Raw genomic sequence first — 19,187 nt, 5'->3', positions numbered from 1 at the left:
GTAAGGTTAGCGGGGCAAAAGCGGGCAAACATCCGTATAAACTGATATAAAGTAAAAAGGCTGTTCCATACAGGATGGAACAGCCTTTTTAGCCAGATAGCTAATTGCTTAGCTGAAAATATCTCTAACCTTCTCAAAGAAGCCTTTTTCAGACTTCTCCGGATTAGGCTTGAAGTTGTCGGAAGACTGGATCTTCTCCAGGAATGCTTTCTCTTCGCTGTTTACCTGCTGTGGTGTCCATACGTTTACATGGATTAGCTGGTCACCTTTTTCGTAAGAGTTGACGGAAGGGAAGCCTTTACCTTTCAGGCGGAAGATCTTTCCGCTCTGGGTGCCTGCTGGTATTTTAATCTTTGCTTTACCGTCGATGGTAGGCACTTCCAGGGAGGTACCAAATACAGCATCCGGGAAGGAGATATACAGATCGTAGGCCACGTTCAGGCCATCACGCTGCAGTTCCGGATGTGGTTCTTCTTCGATAAGGATCAGCAGATCACCGGGAGCGCCGCCTCTTTCGCCGGCGTTACCCTTTCCACTCAGGCTCAGTTGCATACCTTCCTGTACGCCTGCCGGGATGTCGATGTTTACCATTTCCTCGCCATACATGCGGCCTTCACCTTTACAGTGACCACATTTGCTGGTAATGGTCTGGCCTTCTCCGTGACAGGTAGGACAGGTAGTTACTGTCTGCATCTGACCCAGGAAGGTCTGTGTTACTTTTCTTACCTGACCGGAACCTCCGCAAGTACCACATGTCTGGAAGGCGTTTTTATCTTTTGCACCAAGGCCACTGCAGTGGCTGCACGGTACATGCTTCTTAACCTTGATCTTTTTATTAGCGCCTTTCGCAATCTCTTCATAGGTCATTTTGATTTTCACCCGCAGGTTGGAACCTCGTGTACCTCTGCCACGTCTGCCTCCACCGCCACCGCCGCGGTTACCACCGAAGAAGCTACCGAAGATATCATCTCCGAAGATGTCCCCGAAGTTGGAGAAGATATCATCCATGTTCATGTTACCACCGCCGAAACCGCCACGGTTACCCATTCCTGCATGTCCGAATCTGTCGTACTGCGCACGCTTGTCTGTGTCGCTTAATACTTCATAGGCCTCAGCAGCCTCCTTGAATTTCTCTTCCGCCTCTTTGTTATCGGGGTTCCTGTCAGGATGGTACTGCATGGCTACCTTACGGTAAGCCTTTTTGATCTCATCCTGGGAAGCGGACTTGGCAACACCCAGTATTTCGTAGTAATCTCTTTTGGTAGACATATATCACACTAAAGCCGGCAATATGCCGGCATGGTTAATGAAAAGCAATTTCTGTCAGAACGTCACCTATTTCCCCACTATTACCTTGGCATGACGTATCAATTTGTCATTCAGGTAGTATCCTTTCTGCATATCATCAATTACCTTTCCTTTCAGTTCTTCAGAAGGTGCGGGTATTTCTGTAATGGCGTCATGGAGGTCGGGATTAAATTCGGTATGCAAACTTTCCATAGGTTTAAGGCCTTTCGCTTGCAGTGTCGATTTTAATTTATTGAAAACCAATGCAACACCATCTTTAACGGCATTTACATCAGCGGCATTTTCTATCTGTTTAGTAGCACGCTCACTGTCATCGAGCACGTCCAGTAAGGAGATGATCACTTCCTTATTGGCAGTCTGCATCAGCTCTATACGCTCTTTGGCTGTACGTTTCTTGAAGTTGTCAAATTCAGCCACCAGACGAAGGTATTTATCCCTCATTTCATTCAGCTCCTGCTGCTTCTTATCCAGTTCGCTTTCATCCGCCAAGGCATCGTTGAGGTGTGTGGTGCCGCTCATGTTCTCATCAGCATTAATATCCGGCATGCCTTTACCATTTTCGGTGTCCTGTCCGTTTGTCTGCATATCGTTTTTATTTTCTGTTATGAAGTAATATTGTCTGCAAAGGTACACCAGACAATTAACTTGCCAAGCCAGAAGAAAAGACAAATTGGCACAACTGTCCCCTGATTTGTAATTACATCCTTCGTAATTCTTAATTGTCCTACCTTTGCAGCCTGGAAAAAAATGTAATGACCAAAGTTTTTTTAAAGAAAAAGATACAAAACCGTGTGCTGCAAGGCCACCCATGGATATTCGGTAATGAAGTGGGACAAATAGAAGGACCTGTTACAGCCGGTGATACGGTCGATGTATTTACCCATCAGGGGTTCTTTGTCGGTAGAGGATATATCAATCCCCAGTCACAGATCCTGGTACGACTGCTGACCCGTGACAAAGACGAGCAGATCGACGCAGAGTTCTTTTACCGCCGCCTGCTGAAAGCATGGAAATACCGCCAGCAGCTGGGCTATGTTGAAAACTGCCGCCTCGTTTTTGGCGAAGCCGATGAAATGCCGGCCCTGGTGATCGATAAATTCAATGATCACTTTGTGCTGCAGACCCTTGCGCTCGGTATGGACCGATGGAAAGGCGCTATTGTAGATGCCCTCAACAGGATATTCTCCCCTAAAGGCATTTATGAGCGTAATGATGTGCCGGTACGCGAACTGGAAGGTCTTGAACAACAGAAAGGCTTCCTGAGCGCTCCGTTTGATACCAACGTGATTATCAATGAGAACGGTCTGAAGTTCCATGTCGATATCGAAAATGGCCAGAAAACAGGTTATTTCCTAGATCAACAGGATAACCGCCGTGCTATTCAGCATATAGTTAAAGGCGCTGATGTACTGGAAGCATTCTGCTATACTGGTACCTTCTCCTGTCATGCCGGTCACTATGGCGCTAAAAGTGTACTAGGTCTGGATATCTCTGAACATGCTGTCAATACCGCCCGTAGAAATGCAGAACTCAATAACCTGCAGGATATCTGTAAGTTCCAGGCTGTCAATGCATTTGACGTGCTGAAGCAATGGACCCGGGAAGAGAAGAAGTTTGATGTTGTAATCCTAGATCCTCCGGCTTTCACTAAAAGCCGCGAAAACATCCAAAAGGCAATTACAGGTTACAAAGAGATCAACCTCCGTGGTATGAAACTCCTGAAACCAGGTGGCTTCCTGGTAACGGCTTCCTGTACTAACCTGGTACCGCCGTCCCTGTTCCTGGAAATAATAGATATGGCCGCTAAAGATGCAAAGAAGAAACTGCGTCAGGTCACTTTCCAGACACAGGCACAGGATCACCCGATTCTATGGAATATAGAAAATACAACCTACCTGAAATTCCTTGTTGTAGAGGTGCAGTAGACAGGTTTAAGCGCATAAAGAAAGGACTCGCCATAAACGAGTCCTTTCTTTTTTTATATTCCTGAAGGAAAACTAATTAGTATCATTACTTGACGACATTGAACTTGCCAGACTCCACCAGATTACCCTGCCTGTCACGTAACTGAAAGATATATACACCACTATAATATTTATCCAGTTCAACTGTAGTACGTGCGTTCAGGTTTTTAATCTGATCAATTCTCTTTCCCAGAAAATTGAATACAATAAGATCGTAACCTTGGTCGTTATTGTTCTGTAATTCAAAATTGATCCTGCTAGTAGCCGGGTTGGGATATAACTTCACGATCTTACTACCTCCATCGGAAAATGGAGAAGTCTTCGTGTTCTGCGCTTTACCTACGAGGGAAAATAGGCAAATTAAGCAAGTAAATAAGAGTGTAGAGGTTTTCCACATACCCGTAAAGATAAAGATTTTTTCAAATATCAGATCAGTTTATTTCACAATATCGGTCTACGTAAAAATAACAAATGGCAAGCCAAAAAGAAAGGCTTGCCATCACTTTTTTAAAAAATTTAACGCTTTAGGCTAGTTTTTATTGCAGACCGTTAAGCGTATTCTTAACTGCTTCAAAATCAGGCAGATCTCCTGCTGACTCTAACACCTGCGCATATCTTACCACTCCTTCCTTGTCTACCACAAACGCCGCTCTCTTGGATACTCCCTTCAGATCCAGCACGAAATTCTCATAAAAAGCACCGTACGCCTGAGACGCTTCCTTGTTAAAATCTGACAACAGCGGGAAATTCAGGTTCTGCTCCGTACGGAACTTACCCAGCGTAAACGGAGAATCCACAGAAATACCAACAACGGCTGTATTCAGGTCATTATAAGTATTAATACTGTCCCTGATACTGCACAGTTCTGCTGTACATACACTTGTGAAAGCCAAAGGGAAAAATAAAATTACCAGGTTCTGTCCTTTATAATCTTCCAGGGAAACTTTCTGTTTTTCAGTGTTCAGCAGGGAAAATGAAGGAGCTTTAGCGCCTACAGTGATATCCATCTTTTATTCTTTATGAAGGTGATAATTTGTGATGTCCGGTGTAAAGATAACAATTGGTGCATAAGTTTAGAACCTCGGACAGTGAACGGCATCCAAGGTACTGTTACGCCCGTTCAGGAAACCTTTGAAAACAAGCGACAACTCAAATCCTCCTACACCATTTGTTGCTGTCTTCAGCCCTGAAATGTTCGCATCATAGGTAATACCTACCTCATACTTCTCCATATCCAGTCGGAAAGACGGTATGATGGCGTCCTGGTAGCGCATGTAAGCGCCTATGTAAAATGCCTTCGTACTTTCCAGACCGTCATCATACAGGCTGTACCCCAGTAACGCACCCCCCAGGTATTCTGAGTAGTTGCCCATATGTATCTGATTATACTGGGCAATCAGCTTCAGGCGCTCCTGTAAAGGGAATGTGATACCGGCATTGACGGTAAACTTAGGATCCAGCGCTACAGTACCATCCTTATAAAAGGACAACTTTGGCCGGTTGAAGTGGAAAATAGCCGCTCCCAGGTAATAGGTAATTTCCTCGTCTTCCCCCAGAGAGCTGTTAAAGCTGATACCTGCGCCGGCATCCATATAAGAATACCCACGTAATGCCAGCCTGCCTTCCTCTCCTGTAGGTGCAGTAGGATCGTACTGACCGCCGGTATACTGATTATTAAAGGTCATTTTCGTCTGGTCAAACTGACGCTGAACGATTCCGCCCGTAAAACCTACTGACAAAAACATACTCCTGTCCTGGCTCAGCGACTTATGATAGTTCACCGCTGGTAAAAACTGTACGGATTGCAGCCGGGCAGTTCCCGCTCTGTCATAAGTAAACTGAACCCCTGCGGTAACAAAGTCATCGCTCGATCCTACGGGGAACTTCAACTCTCCACTTAATGTGCCGGTCTGATAAGGAATAGTGACACTGTTCCACTGATTCCTGTATACCGCCTGCACCCGGTAGTCGCCATGGAATAACCCGATCAGTGCCGGATTACGTAATATCGGTGTCTCGTAAAACTGGGACAGGTGAATATCCTGTGCTATCAGGGTATGTGTGCAGCAAAGGCATAGCGCCACTAACAAATTTCTACAATTCATTCGCATGCTGGCAAGTTTTATGGTCATATGTTTCGGTGAGATGCTGACAGGTAATTACCTTACCTGATCAGCATTACGTTTCCTTTAATAGTGAAGTCTTCGTTTGAATCGCAGAGTAATTCTGCTACATATACAAATACGTCCGGGTTGGCGGCCAGACCATTCACGCGGCCATCCCAGCCAAATGAAGGGTCTTCGATGTTAAAGTTGGTCCTCTCAAATATCAGCTGTCCCCAGCGGTTATATATCTTGAAGGACTTAGCCTGTTTGATGCCCTTACCCCTGATATAGAAGAGATCATTCTGGCCGTCATTGTTAGGCGAGAACGTATTAGGCAGGAATACTGTTCCGGATGAACATACCAGGTTGATAGTTACATCGTCCATTGCAGTACAGCCATAAGCATTCCGGACAGTTACATGATAGGTAGTATTCTCTCTCGGTGTTGCCAGTGGCGACAAACAATCTGCACAGTTCAGGGAGTAAGCAGGGGTCCACTCAATAGCACTGATGTCGGTGCTGCCTGTTACCGGCAACTGTATGGTAGTACCTGTCGGTATTGTCATATCATCGCCTGCATTCACTGTCGGTGCATCATGTATAGTAACGGTCACAATGGCGGTGTCTGTAAAACAGTTATCATTGCCATAACCCACCACCTGGTATGTCATATTGGTCTCCGGTGTTGCCATCGGATTGCTGATATCTGTATTATTCAGTCCTGTAGCCGGCGACCACTTATAAGTGACTGCTCCTGTTGCATTTAACTGCACTGCTCCTCCGGTACATACATCTGCATTGTTTGCCTGCAACGAGAATGGCTGAGATACAGTAATCCGTACATCCCCTTCAGCGGCACAACCTGTTGCATTAACTGCTGTGACATGATAGGTGAAGTCCCGGTCGGGCGTTACTACCGGTGATGGACTGGTTGGATCTGAAATGTTATAATCTGTCCAGTTGATAGTCACTCCTGCTTCTGTACTCGCCTGCAGATTCACAGACTCGCCACGACAGATGCTCGCTGCTGCTGGTGTAAGATTCAAGGTCGGATATGGCGCTACCTGTACATCAATAGTTGCTGTATCCATACACCTGCCACTGGCACTGGTAATAATCAGCTGTACGGGATAAATACCAGGCTGTGTGTAAGTAATCAGGCCTGGCGTCTGCATCGGATACTGTATGCCATTACTGCTCCAGTTCCAGCTGGTATTAGCCAGATTCATGGTATCAATACCTGCCAGCTGTACTGGTGTGCCCAGACATACTGGTGCTACTGGTATGATTCCGGCCATCGGACTCTCTTCAATGATCAGCTGCATGGTTGTATCTGACACACAGCCATAACGGCTGGTTGCGGTAAGCCTTACTGTATAAGTACCCGGTGTGTCAAACAGGAAACTAGGGTTAGGCCCTGTGGCCACATCGTCTGTACGGTTAGGAATGCCAAAGTCCCACAGGAATGTTGCCGGACTACCATCCTCTATCGATACACCTCTTGTTGAATCAGAAAAGTATACAATACCTCCGTCGCACGCATGGGTGATGTCCATTCCGAAGGCTGCCGTGATCTTATCTACCACTACTTTAGGATTACCGGCTGCCGGTACGGTACAGCCTCTCTCATCTTCCAACAGTACTACCGGGAAATAAACGCCCTCTTTCAGATAGGTATAAGAAGGAGATGCCGGCGTAGTCGTACGTACGGTGTAACCATCACCGAAATCCCAGATGAACCGCTGCGCTGTAGGCGATACTGCTGTCATGGAGGTTGTCAGCGGTACACACCCTGCCTCTACTGAAACAGAGAAACTACCGTCCGGACCTGCTATGGAAATCTCTCTCGGACCCGCTACTGCGCTTGCACAACCACCTTCTGAATAGGCAATCAGTGTTACCGGGAACAGACCCGGTCTGATGTAGTTATGCACAGGGTTTTCCTCGTCTGACGAAGAACCGTCTCCAAATGACCAGGACAGCCTTTCATAGTCAGAGGAAAGGTTGGTAAACTGTACGTTTACCGGCGGACAAATATCCCCGGCTACTATAGGTGCTGAGAAGTCAGCAACCGGATTAGGTACCCGTACAAAGTCTACTGTCTCGGTACGTGCTGTACACCCTGTAGCATTCGTAACGTCCAGCGTCACGGTGTATCTGCCAGGCGCTGTATAAGTATGTCTTGGCGTTCTGTCTGTACTTATACCACCATCACCAAAAGACCATGCATAAGTCAGTGGTTCTGTGATGGATTCATTATTGAACTGGAATGGGGTATTCAGACAGGCAATATTTGTATTGGCACTGAAATTAGCGACAATATTAGCAATGCTGATGGTTTGCATAGCCGTGTCCACACAACCTGTATTATCAGTAACGGTTAAGATAACCTGGTAGTCATTAATGACGCTATAACTGTGGTTTACAGTAACCGGCTGTGTAGTAAATACCTGTGGAGGTGTTCCATCTCCGAAGTCATAGGTCCAGGATGTGATGGTATTACCGGTACGTACAGTAGATGCATCTGTGAATGTTATTGCTTCATTTCTGCATCGGCGTGCTGACGCGGTAAATCTTGCTGTTGCACCATTCACCTCAATGAACAACGTATCGGATACATGGCGACATCCGTAGATATCTATAGTAGCCAATGCCACAGGGTAACGGCCCGGTGTACTGTATGTATAACCAGGTCTTGGTGAACTGGTATTGAAACGGCCATCTCCATACGTCCAGCGGTAGGAAGCTACCGATCCCGCTACGATAGATGGTGTAGAGAAATTCACTCGTGTGCCCAGACAGATAGTATCCTGATCAACAGCAATCACAGGTTTCTCATTCAGCACCCTGACTGTTGTAGAGTAAGTAGAAGTACATACTGTATTGGATACTGTTAATACCACGGTGTAGGTGCCTTCACCCGGGAAGGTGTGTGACGGGTTAGGTGTATTGTCTGTTGTACCATCACCGAAATCCCATGTATAGGATCTTGGTAAAGTATCAGCGCCCCATTCACTGGCATCAGTGAAGCTGCGTACCAGCGGTGCATTACAATCTACCGTTCCTACTGTAAAGAATGCCACCGGCGGAAATACCTCAATATATGCCGGTCTGGTGGTAGTGCGTATACAGCCATTATTGTTAATAGTCAGTGATACATCATGTAGGCCATGAGAATTGAACACATAAGACGGGTTGCGCTGATTGGAAGTACCGTTAGCTCCCGTATTCTCATAGAATGTCCATTCCCAGCTCATGCCGGTTACCTGTGTAGATAAGTCTGTGAAATTGAAGATTGTCGGCTGACAACCACTCTGTCTATCCACCGTAAAATCAGGTATTACCGGACGGCCTACTCTTACTTCATAAGTAGCAGTTTGTGTACAGCCTCCTACGGTCACGATATCCAGGGTAACCACATATCTGTTCTGACGGGTGTAGGTATGTAAAGCCGTTGCGTCGGTAGAGGTAGTACCATCTCCGAAGCTCCAGTTGTAAGAAGCAATAGGGTCAGTGCCACTGACAGTTGCCGTGAAGCTGGCATTGAAAGGTACACAGCCTCTGTTATCACCAATAATGGTCAATGTCGGTTTCCTGATGGTGATTGGGTGAGTGACTGAGTCAACACAACCTGCTGCATTGGTAGCCACTGCTTTTATACTGTAATCTCCTTCTGCGGTATAGTTATGCAATGGGTTCTGGAGAGCAGATGTTCCGCCATCCCCGAAATCCCATGCCCAGGTATCAGCGCCAGTGCCTGAAGTAGTGAATTGTATATTCACCGGTATAGCGCAGGAACTAGTCGGATTCATGGTAAAGTCAATATCCGGAGGCGTTGAAATAGTGAAGTCTCTTGTTACAATGGCCTCGCAACCATCTTGTGTGATGGCGCGCATTGTTACAGAGTAGGTTCCTGCAGTGGTGAAGTTTTTCACTGCATCTATGGTATTTACCACCTGGCCGTCTGAAAATGTCCATGTGGCGGATACGGGCGCAGGTAGAGTAGTGTTGCGGAAGGTCACATCACCACCGGTACAGGGCCTGCTGGCAATGTTAAAATCTGCTGCCATAGTGGCAACCCTGATGTAGTTAGGGATGGTCACAGTGCGGGTGCAGCCATCGGCAGTAGTGGCAGTCAGGGATACGTTAAAGTTACCCGTGGTGGTGTAGTCATGGGATGGATGCATGTCTGTGCTAGTGGTGCCATCACCGAAATCCCAGGTATAGTTCACAGCCGGAAGTGGTCCGGCAGTATTAAGCGTCGTTGTATTAGTGAAATTGACGGTAGTCGGTGTGCGGCAACCTCCCTGGGTATTGCTGGTAAAGGCAACCTCCGGAGTAGGATTAGCCTGTATCACCTGCGAGCCGCTACCGGTACAGCCAAAGCTATTGGTAACGATAGAGGTAGCTACAAACCCGCCGCCCCTATTGTAGGTGTGACTGGCTGTTGAGCCGGTAGCGCCGTTACCGTCGCCAAAGTCCCAGCTGATATTTGAGATGGTGCCGTCTCCCGCGGTTGATTGGTCGCGGAAGTTCACAGTAAGCGGCGTACATCCTGTTGTCTGTGTCGATGAAAATTGTACGGTAGGCCGGGCGTATACATTGACAATATGCTGGGTACTGGCTGTTTGTCCGTTTGGAAAGGTTACTGTCAGTACTACATTAAAGGTACCCGGTCTGTTAAAAGTACGTGACGGATTCCATAATGTTGATCTTGCCCCGCCATCACCAAAGTCCCAGGAAGCAGTGCCGACGGGAGTGGATTGATTGACAAACTGAACGAAAACAGCGCCGCAACCTGTCCAGTTGTCGGCAGTAAATGCTACTGTATTTTGTGCCTGTGTCCTGGCACCGGAAAACAGAAATAACACAATAAAACATGCGACTGCACGTAATATGTGTTTAAGTTGGCGTAGGTAATGGTGTTTCATTTTTCGGATATGGCCTTAGTCATAATGACTTCAGCTCGGTGAAAAATAGGTAAATATGAAAAAAATTAATGTGTTATACTTGCTAATCTGTGTCCGGTGGTAAAAAAAGTTACTTGTTCGTCGCTTGGCCGTCGCTAGTTCGTCGCTTGGAGTAATCAAGTCCACCTTGTCTTCGTCCCTTGTTCGTTGCTTGTTCGCCTGCTGGTCGTATCTTGCCCCGGATATTTTCCGGGTCAGCGTAACTGCGAAGGCCATAAGTACAGTATGAATATGTTGCGTAATCAGTTCGGGGCTGTGTCCTAATCTCACAAAAGTTATTCCAGCTCAGCCATTAACGAACGATTTGCACAAAATCCAAACTCAACAATATATTGCAAAAATATGATTTATAAATGTTATGTATGTGTTGCCCTGGGAGGACTACTAACTTTAGTAGCCGGCGCTGTAAGGGGCCAGCAGGTGGAAGTGCCTGTGTTTCAGCAGTCTATTGAAAAAGAAAATGTACAGGTTTTTGATGTTCGTACAGCGGCCGAGTTTAGTACTGGCCATCTGCACAACGCGCTACAGGCAGATTACACGAATAAGGGCGAGTTCTTAGAGCGGGTTGGATACCTTGATAAAGAGCAGCCGGTATACGTTTATTGTCTCAGCGGAGGACGGAGTACAAAAGCTGCCGCCTGGATGCGCAACAATGGTTTTAAGAAAGTAGTGGAACTGAATGGTGGGATCAATGCCTGGAAGCAGGCCGGACAACCTGTGGAAGGTGTAGCCGACACGAAACAGCTGAGTGTGGAAGATTTCAGAACAGCTATCGGGAAAGGCGAGGTACTTGTAGATGTTGGTGCTGAATGGTGCCCTCCCTGCCGTAAAATGCAGCCTGTATTGGATGCTTATCTGAAAGCGAATAAGACAGTGCGTCTGGTAAAAGTAGACGGCGGACGCGATACACAGGTAATGGAGTCTATAAATGCGACTTCCCTGCCTACTTTCATTTTATACAAAGATGGCAGGGAAGTGTGGCGCAAAAAAGGTGTATCTGATAAATTATAATCCGTAGATATCACCGAACTTCTGCGTCGCATAGTCCAGGAAATATTTGAAATTCAATGGTTCTCCGGTTATTTTCTCACATAGCTCATTAGAGGTGAAGCAGCGGCCGTGACGGTGTACCTGTTCGCGCAGCCAGCTCAATAATGCACCATATTCACCCGTGGCAATCTGTCCGTCCAGTCCTGGCAGCTGTTGTTGTGCAGCTGTAAAGAACTGCGCAGCATAGAAACTTCCCAGGGAGTACGTGGGGAAATAACCGAAGCTACCATGTGACCAGTGGATATCCTGTAATATGCCTTGTGTATCGTTAGGTACGGTAACATGCAGGAAATCTTTGTAATAGCTGTTCCATACATCTCTCAGCTCGCGGGTGCGATAGGTTCCATCCAGTAATCCTTTCTCTATTTCATACCGTACCATTACATGGAAGTGGTAAGTCAGTTCATCGGCTTCAGTCCTGATGAGTGATGGCTGTACCAGGTTGATGGCTTTGTAAAAATCCCGCAGGCTTATATGCTTCAGGTTATCAGGAAATAACTGCTGTAATTGTGGATAATGATGCTGCCAGAACGTCTGACTCCGTCCTACATTGTTTTCCCACAGTCTGGATTGCGATTCATGAATACCGAGGCTGGTAGCTTCTCCGGATGGCAGGCCGTAAGAGGCAGGGTCCAGACCCTGTTCATATAGTGCGTGTCCGCCTTCATGGATGCAGCTCCAGGTCATGTTGCCGAAGTCGTTTTCGTCAATCCGGGTGGTGACTCTGACATCCTGCGGACTGAAGCTGGTTGTGAATGGATGTTCGGAGATGTCCTGTCTGCCGGCAGCCATATCATATCCCATGGCTTTCAGTAGCTGAATACCGAACTCCCATTGGCTATTGCGTTCATAGCGAAGATGCAGGAAGTCCTTATTTACCTGTGGTTGTTGTTCGATACTGCGCAGCAGGGGTGTCAGGGCTGATTTTACATCGTTGAAGATGGTATCCAGCATGGCGGTGTTAGCGCCTTTTTCATATTCATTGAGCAAGGCATTGTAGGGGTGCCCTTCATATCCCAGAATATCAGCTTCCTGTTTCTTCAGTTCTACCATCCGGGCCAGTACGGGCTCGAATACAGCATAGTTGCCTTCTTTCCTGGCATTGATCCACGCATGATAACATTCATTGGTAGTCTTTGACAGTTCAGCAACAAATGCGGCCGGGTATTTTGTGTTTTTGCGATAGTCCTCAAGGGAGAGGCTTACGTTTTTGGCAGCGATAGTGTCCAGTGTTTGCTTTTCATTGTCGAGCGATTCCAGCAACTCTCCCAGTTGAGCAGAAGTAAAGAGTTCATGCGCAATGGTGCTGAGAGAAGTGATCTGTTGTCCGCGAAATGCAGCCCCTTTCTCCGGGAGGTAGGTTTCCTGGTCCCAGCTAAGTACGGCAATCGCATTCCGGATGTCAGCGATCTGCTGCATCTTACCTTTGTAGGTTTCGTATCGTTTTGCTGCAGAAGAGGTAGTCTGTTCCATGCTGTTGATTTTGTGCAAAAGTAGGGGTAAATTACCGCTCAATATGAAGATCAGGGATATCACCAATGCCATTGCGGCATTTGCACCGTTACAATACCAGGAAAGTTACGACAATGCAGGACTGCTGTTTGGGCAGGCAGACTGGGAGCTGACGGGCGTTTTACTAACGCTGGATGCTACAGAAGCCGTTATAGATGAAGCTATTGAGAAAAAGTGTAATCTGGTGGTGGCGCATCATCCGATTGTTTTCGGCGGACTTAAAAAGATCAATGGGAACAATTACGTTGAGCGGGTGGTTATCAAAGCCATTAAGAATGATATTGCGATCTATGCAGCACATACTAACCTGGATAATGTACGGAGTGGTGTTTGCGATATGATGGCGCGCCGGCTGAATCTGCAGCAATGCAGTGTACTGGCTCCGAAGAGGGAGTTACTGCGCAAGCTGTACACCTTTGTACCACATGCAGAGGCAGAAAAAGTGAGGTCGGCCCTTTTTGCAGCAGGCGCGGGGCATATAGGCGCTTACAATGAGTGTAGTTATAGTGTGGAGGGGAATGGTACATTCAAAGCAGGGGAGGGTACTTCGCCGCATGTAGGAGTTATTGGTCAGCGACATATGGAGCCTGAAACAAAGGTGGAGGTAATTTTTCCCGTATATTTGGAGCATGCAGTGGTTAAAGCGCTGCTGGGCAGCCACCCTTATGAGGAGGTAGCCTATGATATTGTGAAGCTGGAGAATGCTTATGCACAGGTGGGTTCGGGGCTGATAGGTGAGCTGGATGCGCCAATGGAGGAAGCCGCTTTCCTGCAATGGGTGAAGCAGCAGTTCAATACGGGCTGCGTGCGGTATACCCCGCTAAGAGGCAGGCCAGTAAAGAAGGTAGCCTTGTGTGGAGGAGCTGGCAGCTTCCTGTTAAAGAAGGCAATAGCGGCAGGTGCAGATGCCTATATATCGGCTGATTTCAAATATCATGAATTTTTTGACGCTGAGAATCAAATTGTTATAGCGGATGTAGGTCATTTCGAGAGTGAGCAGTTTACGGTTGAATTATTTTATCATATATTGACCGAAAAATTCCCTAATTTTGCGCCTCTTAAATCTACAATTCGTACAAATCCGGTAAATTACTTATAAAAACATACATGGCTACTGTAAAAGAATACTCCGTAGAAGAAAAATTGGCGTCTGTACTTAGGCTACAGAAGATGGACTCCAGACTGGATGAAATCCAGGTGTTGAAGGGGGAGTTGCCGATGGAAGTTAAGGATCTGGAAGATGAGATTGAAGGTCTGAACACCCGTCTGTCTCATGTAGAGGATGAAATTCGTGGTATCCAGGACTTTATTACCAACAAGAAGAATGCAATCAAGGACTCAGAGGCCCTGATGAAGAAATACGAGAAGCAGCAGGATAATGTGAAGAATAACCGTGAATTCGAAGCTATCACTAAGGAGATTGAAATGCAGTCTCTGGAGATCAAACTGGCTGAGAAGCATATCAAAGACGCAAACGAAGAGGTAAAGGACAAGAGCCGTGCCCTGGAGTCTGCGAAAAGACTGATCGGTGATAAAGAATCTAACCTGAAGCATAAGAAAGGCGAACTGGAAAAGATTATTGCTGAAACTGAGAAAGAAGAGAATGGTTTCCGTAAACAGAGCGATGAAGCCCGTACGAAGGTAGAAGCTCGTCTGCTGGCTGCTTACGAAAAGATCCGTACAAACTATCGTAATGGTCTGGCAGTAGTAACCATCTCCCGTGATTCCTGCGGTGGTTGTTTTAACGCGATCCCTCCTCAACGTCAGGCAGAGATCCGTCAGCGTAAAAAGATCATCGTTTGTGAACATTGCGGTCGTATCCTGGTTGATAATGATCTGGATGCAACAGTGACTATCTAACAGCGCGTTGTAACGAACTTACTTTTAATAGTGCAGAAGTCCCGGCTTATATGCCGGGACTTTTACATTCCGGACAGCGTGTGAATGAAAGTTTGGTTTGGAATTTGGTAGATAGGCCCGGAGTTATTAATCAGATATATTTTTGTCCATGCGCATACTTTTCCTGCTGGGATTTTTGTTGAATATTACTATTTCTGTAACAGGCCGTCAAAAGGTCTATGATTTTAATACCCGATGCCAGCAGGCCTATGATGCTATTATGCAGCTACGACTTGATGCCGGCGCTGCATTACTGGAAGAAGAGAAAAAGGCCCATCCGGATAACCTCATGCCGTATTTCCTGGAGAATTATGCTGACTTTTTCACACTTTTCTTTAATGAAGACCCGGCGGAGTATGCGCAGAAGAAGGCATTAAGAGCAGCCCGTCTGTCCAGGATGGAAAGTGGACCTACTAATTCACCATATTACCTTTATACACAGGCAGCCATCCGTTTTCAGTGGGGAATGGTAAGGGTAAAGTTCAACGAAAAGTGGGATGCAGTATGGGAAATCCGTAAGGCATACCAGTTACTGAAAGAGAATCAGAAGAAATTTCCGCAATTCCTTCCTAACAATATGCTGGTCGGTTCCATGCAGACAGTATTTGGTACTATTCCCGAAGGCTATCGCTGGATATCGAATACGCTGGGTATGAAAGGTACGATCAAAGATGGGATGCAGATGGTGAAGCAGGTGATCGACAGTAATACCGAAGTGGCCCGTCCGTTCAAGGCCGAAGCCAGTTATTACTACTGCTACCTGAAGTTGTTTGTGGAGAATAAGCCGGAAGACGTCTGGACATTTATCCAGAAATACCAACTGGACACAAAAAATAATTACCTTTTTGCCCTGATGGTTGCCAACATTGCCATGAACAATCAGAAAGCGTCGCTGGGTATAAAAGTGCTGACTGAACGGAATGACAGCGTGCAATTCGAAGAGATTCCCTATGTTTATTATGTCTTAGGGCAATTGAAGCTTTGCAGGCAGGATGACGATGCGAACGTTTATTTGCAGAAATTCATAGACCGGTTCAAAGGCCGGTTTTATCTGAAAGAGGGATTGCAGCGGTTAAGCTGGTACTATTATCTCCGGGGAAATATGGATGCGGCTAATAAATACCGCAATATGATATTGACCAGGGGGAATACAGAGACAGATGCAGACAAGCAGGCCCTCAAAGACGCCAAGAGTGGCAGATGGCCTAACCAGTTATTGCTGAAGGCACGTTTGCTGAGCGACGGCGGTTTCTTCCAGGAAGCATTAAAGCTGCTGCAGCCTAAGCGGGCGGCAGACTTTCCGCTGATGGAAGAAAAGCTGGAATATGCCTATCGTCTGGGCCGTATTTATGATGAAATAGGGCAGGACGACAATGCAATCACGATGTACGAAGCTACTGTAAAAACAGGTGCTAACAGAACAGAACACTTCGCCGCCAGAGCAGCATTACAGATGGGATATATATACGAAAAGCGCAATGATAAAGCAAAAGCCAGGCAATATTACCAGTCCTGTCTGGACATGAAAGGGCACGATTATAAAAACTCGCTTGATCAGCGCGCGAAGGCCGGAATCCAAAGACTGAGCGGCGGTTGAGGCTGTCACTACGCAGATACACTTCGTACCGGTTGTATTAATTTGCGGAATAATCCGATGTGATATATTCGTATTTCCAATACTCCTTATGCTACAGAAACTAACTATCAAAAACTACGCGATCATTGATCATCTGGAAGTAGATTTCTCCGGCAACCTGAATGTAATAACAGGGGAAACAGGTGCCGGTAAGTCAATTGTGCTGGGTGCGTTGTCATTAATACTGGGGGAGAGGGCGGATCCGGGCATGCTGTTGAACAAGGAGTCCAAATGTGTGATAGAAGGACTGTTCAAAGTAAAAAAGTCTCAGGTAGCTGCTTTTTTCCAGGAGCATGAACTGGATATGGAAGATCAGCTGATCATTCGCCGGGAGATCAGTGCTGCAGGTAAGTCCCGCGCTTTTGTCAATGATACGCCGGTAAACCTGGGTCAGCTGACTGAACTAAGTCAGTACCTGGTGGATCTGCACCAGCAGTTTGATACGCATGAACTGGAAACCTCTGACTTCCAGCGTGAAGTACTGGATGCGCTGGCTAATCAGCCGGCAGTTATGCAGCAATACCAGCAGCACTATCAGCGTTACAGCCAGATCCAGCGGCAGCTGAAACAGTTACAGGACCAACGTGACAACGCCAATAAGGAGCTGGACTATAACAAGTTCCTCCTGGATGAATTGAGCGATGCTTCTTTTGCTGCCAATGAAATAGAAGACCTGGATGCTGAACTGAAGGTACTCAGCCATGCCGAAGAGATCCGTAATACACTCAGCAGGGTGTATTTTCAGCTTAAAGAAGATGAACAACCTATTCTGCAACAACTTAAACAAATCCAGTCCTCTGTGCAGGCACTGGCTTCCTATCATAAAGATGCGCCGGCTGTGGCGCAGCGCCTGCAGTCAGTATATGTGGATCTGCAGGACATTTCTTCTGAAATAGGTCATATGAATGACCAGGTACAGTTTGACGGCGCACGTATAGAGCATGTCAACGAAAGGCTGTCTGTCGGTTACAAACTGCTAAAGAAGCATGGTGTGCAGACCACTGCAGAATTACTGGTTATCCAGGACGGTCTTGCTGCCAGCATTGAAAGTGTACTGAATCTGGATGATACCCTGGCCGAACTGGAATCAGAGCTGGCTAAACTGAAAGAGATACTGCAAAAGCTGGCAGAAACTATTACCGCTGCCCGCCTGAAAGTAGCCGAGCCATTTGAGAAGAAGGTGAACGAATTGCTGGCACAGGTAGGTATGCCGAATGCCCGCCTGAAAGCTGCTATTGTACAAGGGGCACTCAACCCTTACGGGCAGGATACGATCGAATTTCTGTTTGATGCTAATAAAAGTGGCCAGTTCGCACCGATCCGCAAGGTTGCTTCCGGTGGTGAGTTAAGCAGGCTGATGTTATGCATCAAGTCGCTGGTAGCAAAGTCAGTAGCGCTGCCAACACTCATCTTCGACGAAATTGATACAGGTATCTCCGGCGAAGCTGCCAGACAGGTCAGCTTCATTATGGAAGACATGGCACGTGGCCATCAGATCATCTGTATCACTCACCAGCCGCAGATTGCCGGTAAGGCGGATGCACATTACTTTGTATTCAAAGATGCCAGAGAGGGTAAGGTGACGACGAACGTAAGACTACTCACAAGAGAAGAACGTATCAATAAAATAGCCCAGATGCTGAGTGGAGAGAAGCCTACAGCAGCAGCACTGGAAAATGCAAGGGAGCTGGTAAAATAGCTAATCCATTGAACGCTTTTCAATTAATCTTTTTTTTTCAACTATAACAGCTATTTTTGCCGAAATTAATTTTTGAACCCAATGGCTCATAACTTATTAAAAGGAAAGAAAGGTATCATATTTGGTGCATTGGACGAGAAGTCTATGGCTTGGAGCACAGCATTACGTTGTGTGGAAGAAGGCGCCGAAGTAGTGCTTACCAACGCTCCTATAGCGTTACGCATGGGAGAGATCAACAAACTGGCTGAACAGTGTAATGCTCCTGTTATACCCGCTGATGTTACCAATATGGATGATCTGAAAAACCTTTTCACTAAATCCATGGAGCATTTTGGTGGCAAAATAGATTTCGTACTGCACTCTGTGGGTATGAGTATCAATATGCGTAAGGGCAGATCTTACACCGACCTGGATTATGATTTCTCTCATAAAACATTTGACATTTCAGCAATGTCCCTGCACCGTGTATTGCAGACGGCTTATCAGCTGGATGCACTGAACGAGTGGGCTTCTGTTGTAGCGCTGACTTACATCGCTGCTCAGCGTGTATTCCCTGACTATAGCGAAATGGCAGATGCCAAATCCATGCTGGAGTCAGTAGCACGCAGCTTCGGTTACCACTACGGTTTCAAGAAGAAAGTTCGTGTGAACACTATATCTCAGTCTCCAACCAAAACTACTGCTGGTGGCGGTGTAAAGGGCTTTGATGGCTTCATCGGTTATGCTGAGAAAATGAGTCCGCTGGGTAACGCTACTGCACAACAGTGCGCTGACTACTGTGTGTCCATGTTCTCTGACCTGACCAGAATGGTCACTATGCAGAACCTGTTCCATGATGGTGGTTTCTCATTTACCGGCGTATCCGCTGAGGTAATTGCACAGATGGAAAAGTAATTCTCCACAGTAAATAATTAAACGCCATGAGCGAGGTACTATTACCTTACTCATGGCGTTTCTGTTTTCGCTTATCGGGCAGATAAGGCTGACTATCTTCCGCTTTAGTCTTTACCATCCTACGTTCATCTTACGTTCTGTAACGTAGGA

At 46.6% G+C, this 19,187-nt stretch carries 14 protein-coding genes; 7 read left to right on the top strand and 7 right to left on the bottom strand.

Annotation, left to right across the window (positions count from 1 at the left end; genetic code table 11):
- Positions 1-108: 108 nt before the first annotated feature.
- Both dnaJ and K1Y79_RS13800 read right to left on the bottom strand, forming a co-directional pair.
- Positions 109-1,269 (bottom strand): molecular chaperone DnaJ, encoded by a 1,161-nt coding sequence (gene dnaJ / locus K1Y79_RS13805; protein ID WP_220250666.1) that lies wholly within the window; start codon positions 1,267-1,269, stop codon positions 109-111.
- Between the two features lie 66 nt (positions 1,270-1,335).
- A complete protein-coding gene (locus K1Y79_RS13800; protein WP_220250665.1) occupies positions 1,336-1,893 on the bottom strand; it encodes a nucleotide exchange factor GrpE in 558 nt (185 codons plus the stop codon).
- 167 nt (positions 1,894-2,060) lie between these two features.
- Between K1Y79_RS13800 and K1Y79_RS13795 the strand changes: the two genes are divergently transcribed.
- On the top strand, positions 2,061-3,233 hold the full coding sequence (locus K1Y79_RS13795) for a class I SAM-dependent rRNA methyltransferase (RefSeq protein ID WP_220250663.1): 1,173 nt from the start codon (positions 2,061-2,063) through the stop codon (positions 3,231-3,233).
- 85 nt (positions 3,234-3,318) lie between these two features.
- Here K1Y79_RS13795 and K1Y79_RS13790 read toward each other — a convergent pair whose 3' ends face one another.
- From K1Y79_RS13790 to K1Y79_RS13775, 4 genes are all read right to left on the bottom strand, one after another.
- A complete protein-coding gene (locus tag K1Y79_RS13790; protein ID WP_220250662.1) occupies positions 3,319-3,669 on the bottom strand; it encodes a T9SS type A sorting domain-containing protein in 351 nt (116 codons plus the stop codon).
- A 139-nt stretch (positions 3,670-3,808) separates the two neighbouring features.
- A complete protein-coding gene (locus K1Y79_RS13785; protein WP_220250661.1) occupies positions 3,809-4,279 on the bottom strand; it encodes a redoxin domain-containing protein in 471 nt (156 codons plus the stop codon).
- 66 nt (positions 4,280-4,345) lie between these two features.
- The gene (locus K1Y79_RS13780; RefSeq protein WP_220250659.1) at positions 4,346-5,377 is read right to left on the bottom strand and encodes a PorP/SprF family type IX secretion system membrane protein; all 1,032 of its coding nucleotides are present in this window, start codon (positions 5,375-5,377) and stop codon (positions 4,346-4,348) included.
- 59 nt (positions 5,378-5,436) lie between these two features.
- Positions 5,437-10,308 (bottom strand): PKD domain-containing protein, encoded by a 4,872-nt coding sequence (locus K1Y79_RS13775; protein ID WP_220250658.1) that lies wholly within the window; start codon positions 10,306-10,308, stop codon positions 5,437-5,439.
- A 381-nt stretch (positions 10,309-10,689) separates the two neighbouring features.
- Here K1Y79_RS13775 and K1Y79_RS13770 point away from each other — a divergent pair, with 381 nt between their 5' ends.
- Positions 10,690-11,358, top strand: coding sequence for a rhodanese-like domain-containing protein (locus tag K1Y79_RS13770; protein WP_220250657.1), 669 nt, complete (start codon positions 10,690-10,692; stop codon positions 11,356-11,358).
- On the opposite strand, the gene K1Y79_RS13765 is transcribed toward K1Y79_RS13770, so the two are convergent.
- Positions 11,353-12,870, bottom strand: a complete 1,518-nt coding sequence (locus K1Y79_RS13765; RefSeq protein ID WP_220250656.1) for a carboxypeptidase M32 — start codon at positions 12,868-12,870, stop codon at positions 11,353-11,355. The genes K1Y79_RS13770 and K1Y79_RS13765 overlap by 6 nt on opposite strands.
- A gap of 43 nt (positions 12,871-12,913) precedes the next feature.
- Between K1Y79_RS13765 and K1Y79_RS13760 the strand changes: the two genes are divergently transcribed.
- From K1Y79_RS13760 to K1Y79_RS13740, 5 genes are all read left to right on the top strand, one after another.
- Positions 12,914-14,008: a Nif3-like dinuclear metal center hexameric protein gene (locus tag K1Y79_RS13760; protein WP_220250655.1), complete on the top strand. Its 1,095-nt coding sequence runs from the start codon at positions 12,914-12,916 to the stop codon at positions 14,006-14,008.
- Positions 14,009-14,016: 8 nt separating this feature from the next.
- Entirely contained in the window at positions 14,017-14,769 is a 753-nt protein-coding gene (locus K1Y79_RS13755) for a zinc ribbon domain-containing protein (RefSeq protein WP_220250654.1), read from the top strand.
- A gap of 148 nt (positions 14,770-14,917) precedes the next feature.
- Positions 14,918-16,405 carry a tetratricopeptide repeat protein gene (locus K1Y79_RS13750; RefSeq protein WP_220250653.1) on the top strand — a complete coding sequence of 496 codons (1,488 nt, stop codon included), beginning with the start codon at positions 14,918-14,920 and terminating at the stop codon, positions 16,403-16,405.
- Between the two features lie 88 nt (positions 16,406-16,493).
- Positions 16,494-18,143, top strand: coding sequence for a DNA repair protein RecN (recN, locus tag K1Y79_RS13745; RefSeq protein ID WP_220250652.1), 1,650 nt, complete (start codon positions 16,494-16,496; stop codon positions 18,141-18,143).
- Between the two features lie 81 nt (positions 18,144-18,224).
- Positions 18,225-19,037 carry an enoyl-ACP reductase FabI gene (locus K1Y79_RS13740; protein ID WP_220250651.1) on the top strand — a complete coding sequence of 271 codons (813 nt, stop codon included), beginning with the start codon at positions 18,225-18,227 and terminating at the stop codon, positions 19,035-19,037.
- Positions 19,038-19,187 lie beyond the last annotated feature (150 nt).

This window comes from Chitinophaga rhizophila, assembly GCF_019492185.1.
GTDB lineage: Bacteria > Bacteroidota > Bacteroidia > Chitinophagales > Chitinophagaceae > Chitinophaga > Chitinophaga rhizophila.
Note: the sequence above shows the minus strand (reverse complement) of the source record. Positions and strands in the feature narration are given on the sequence as shown.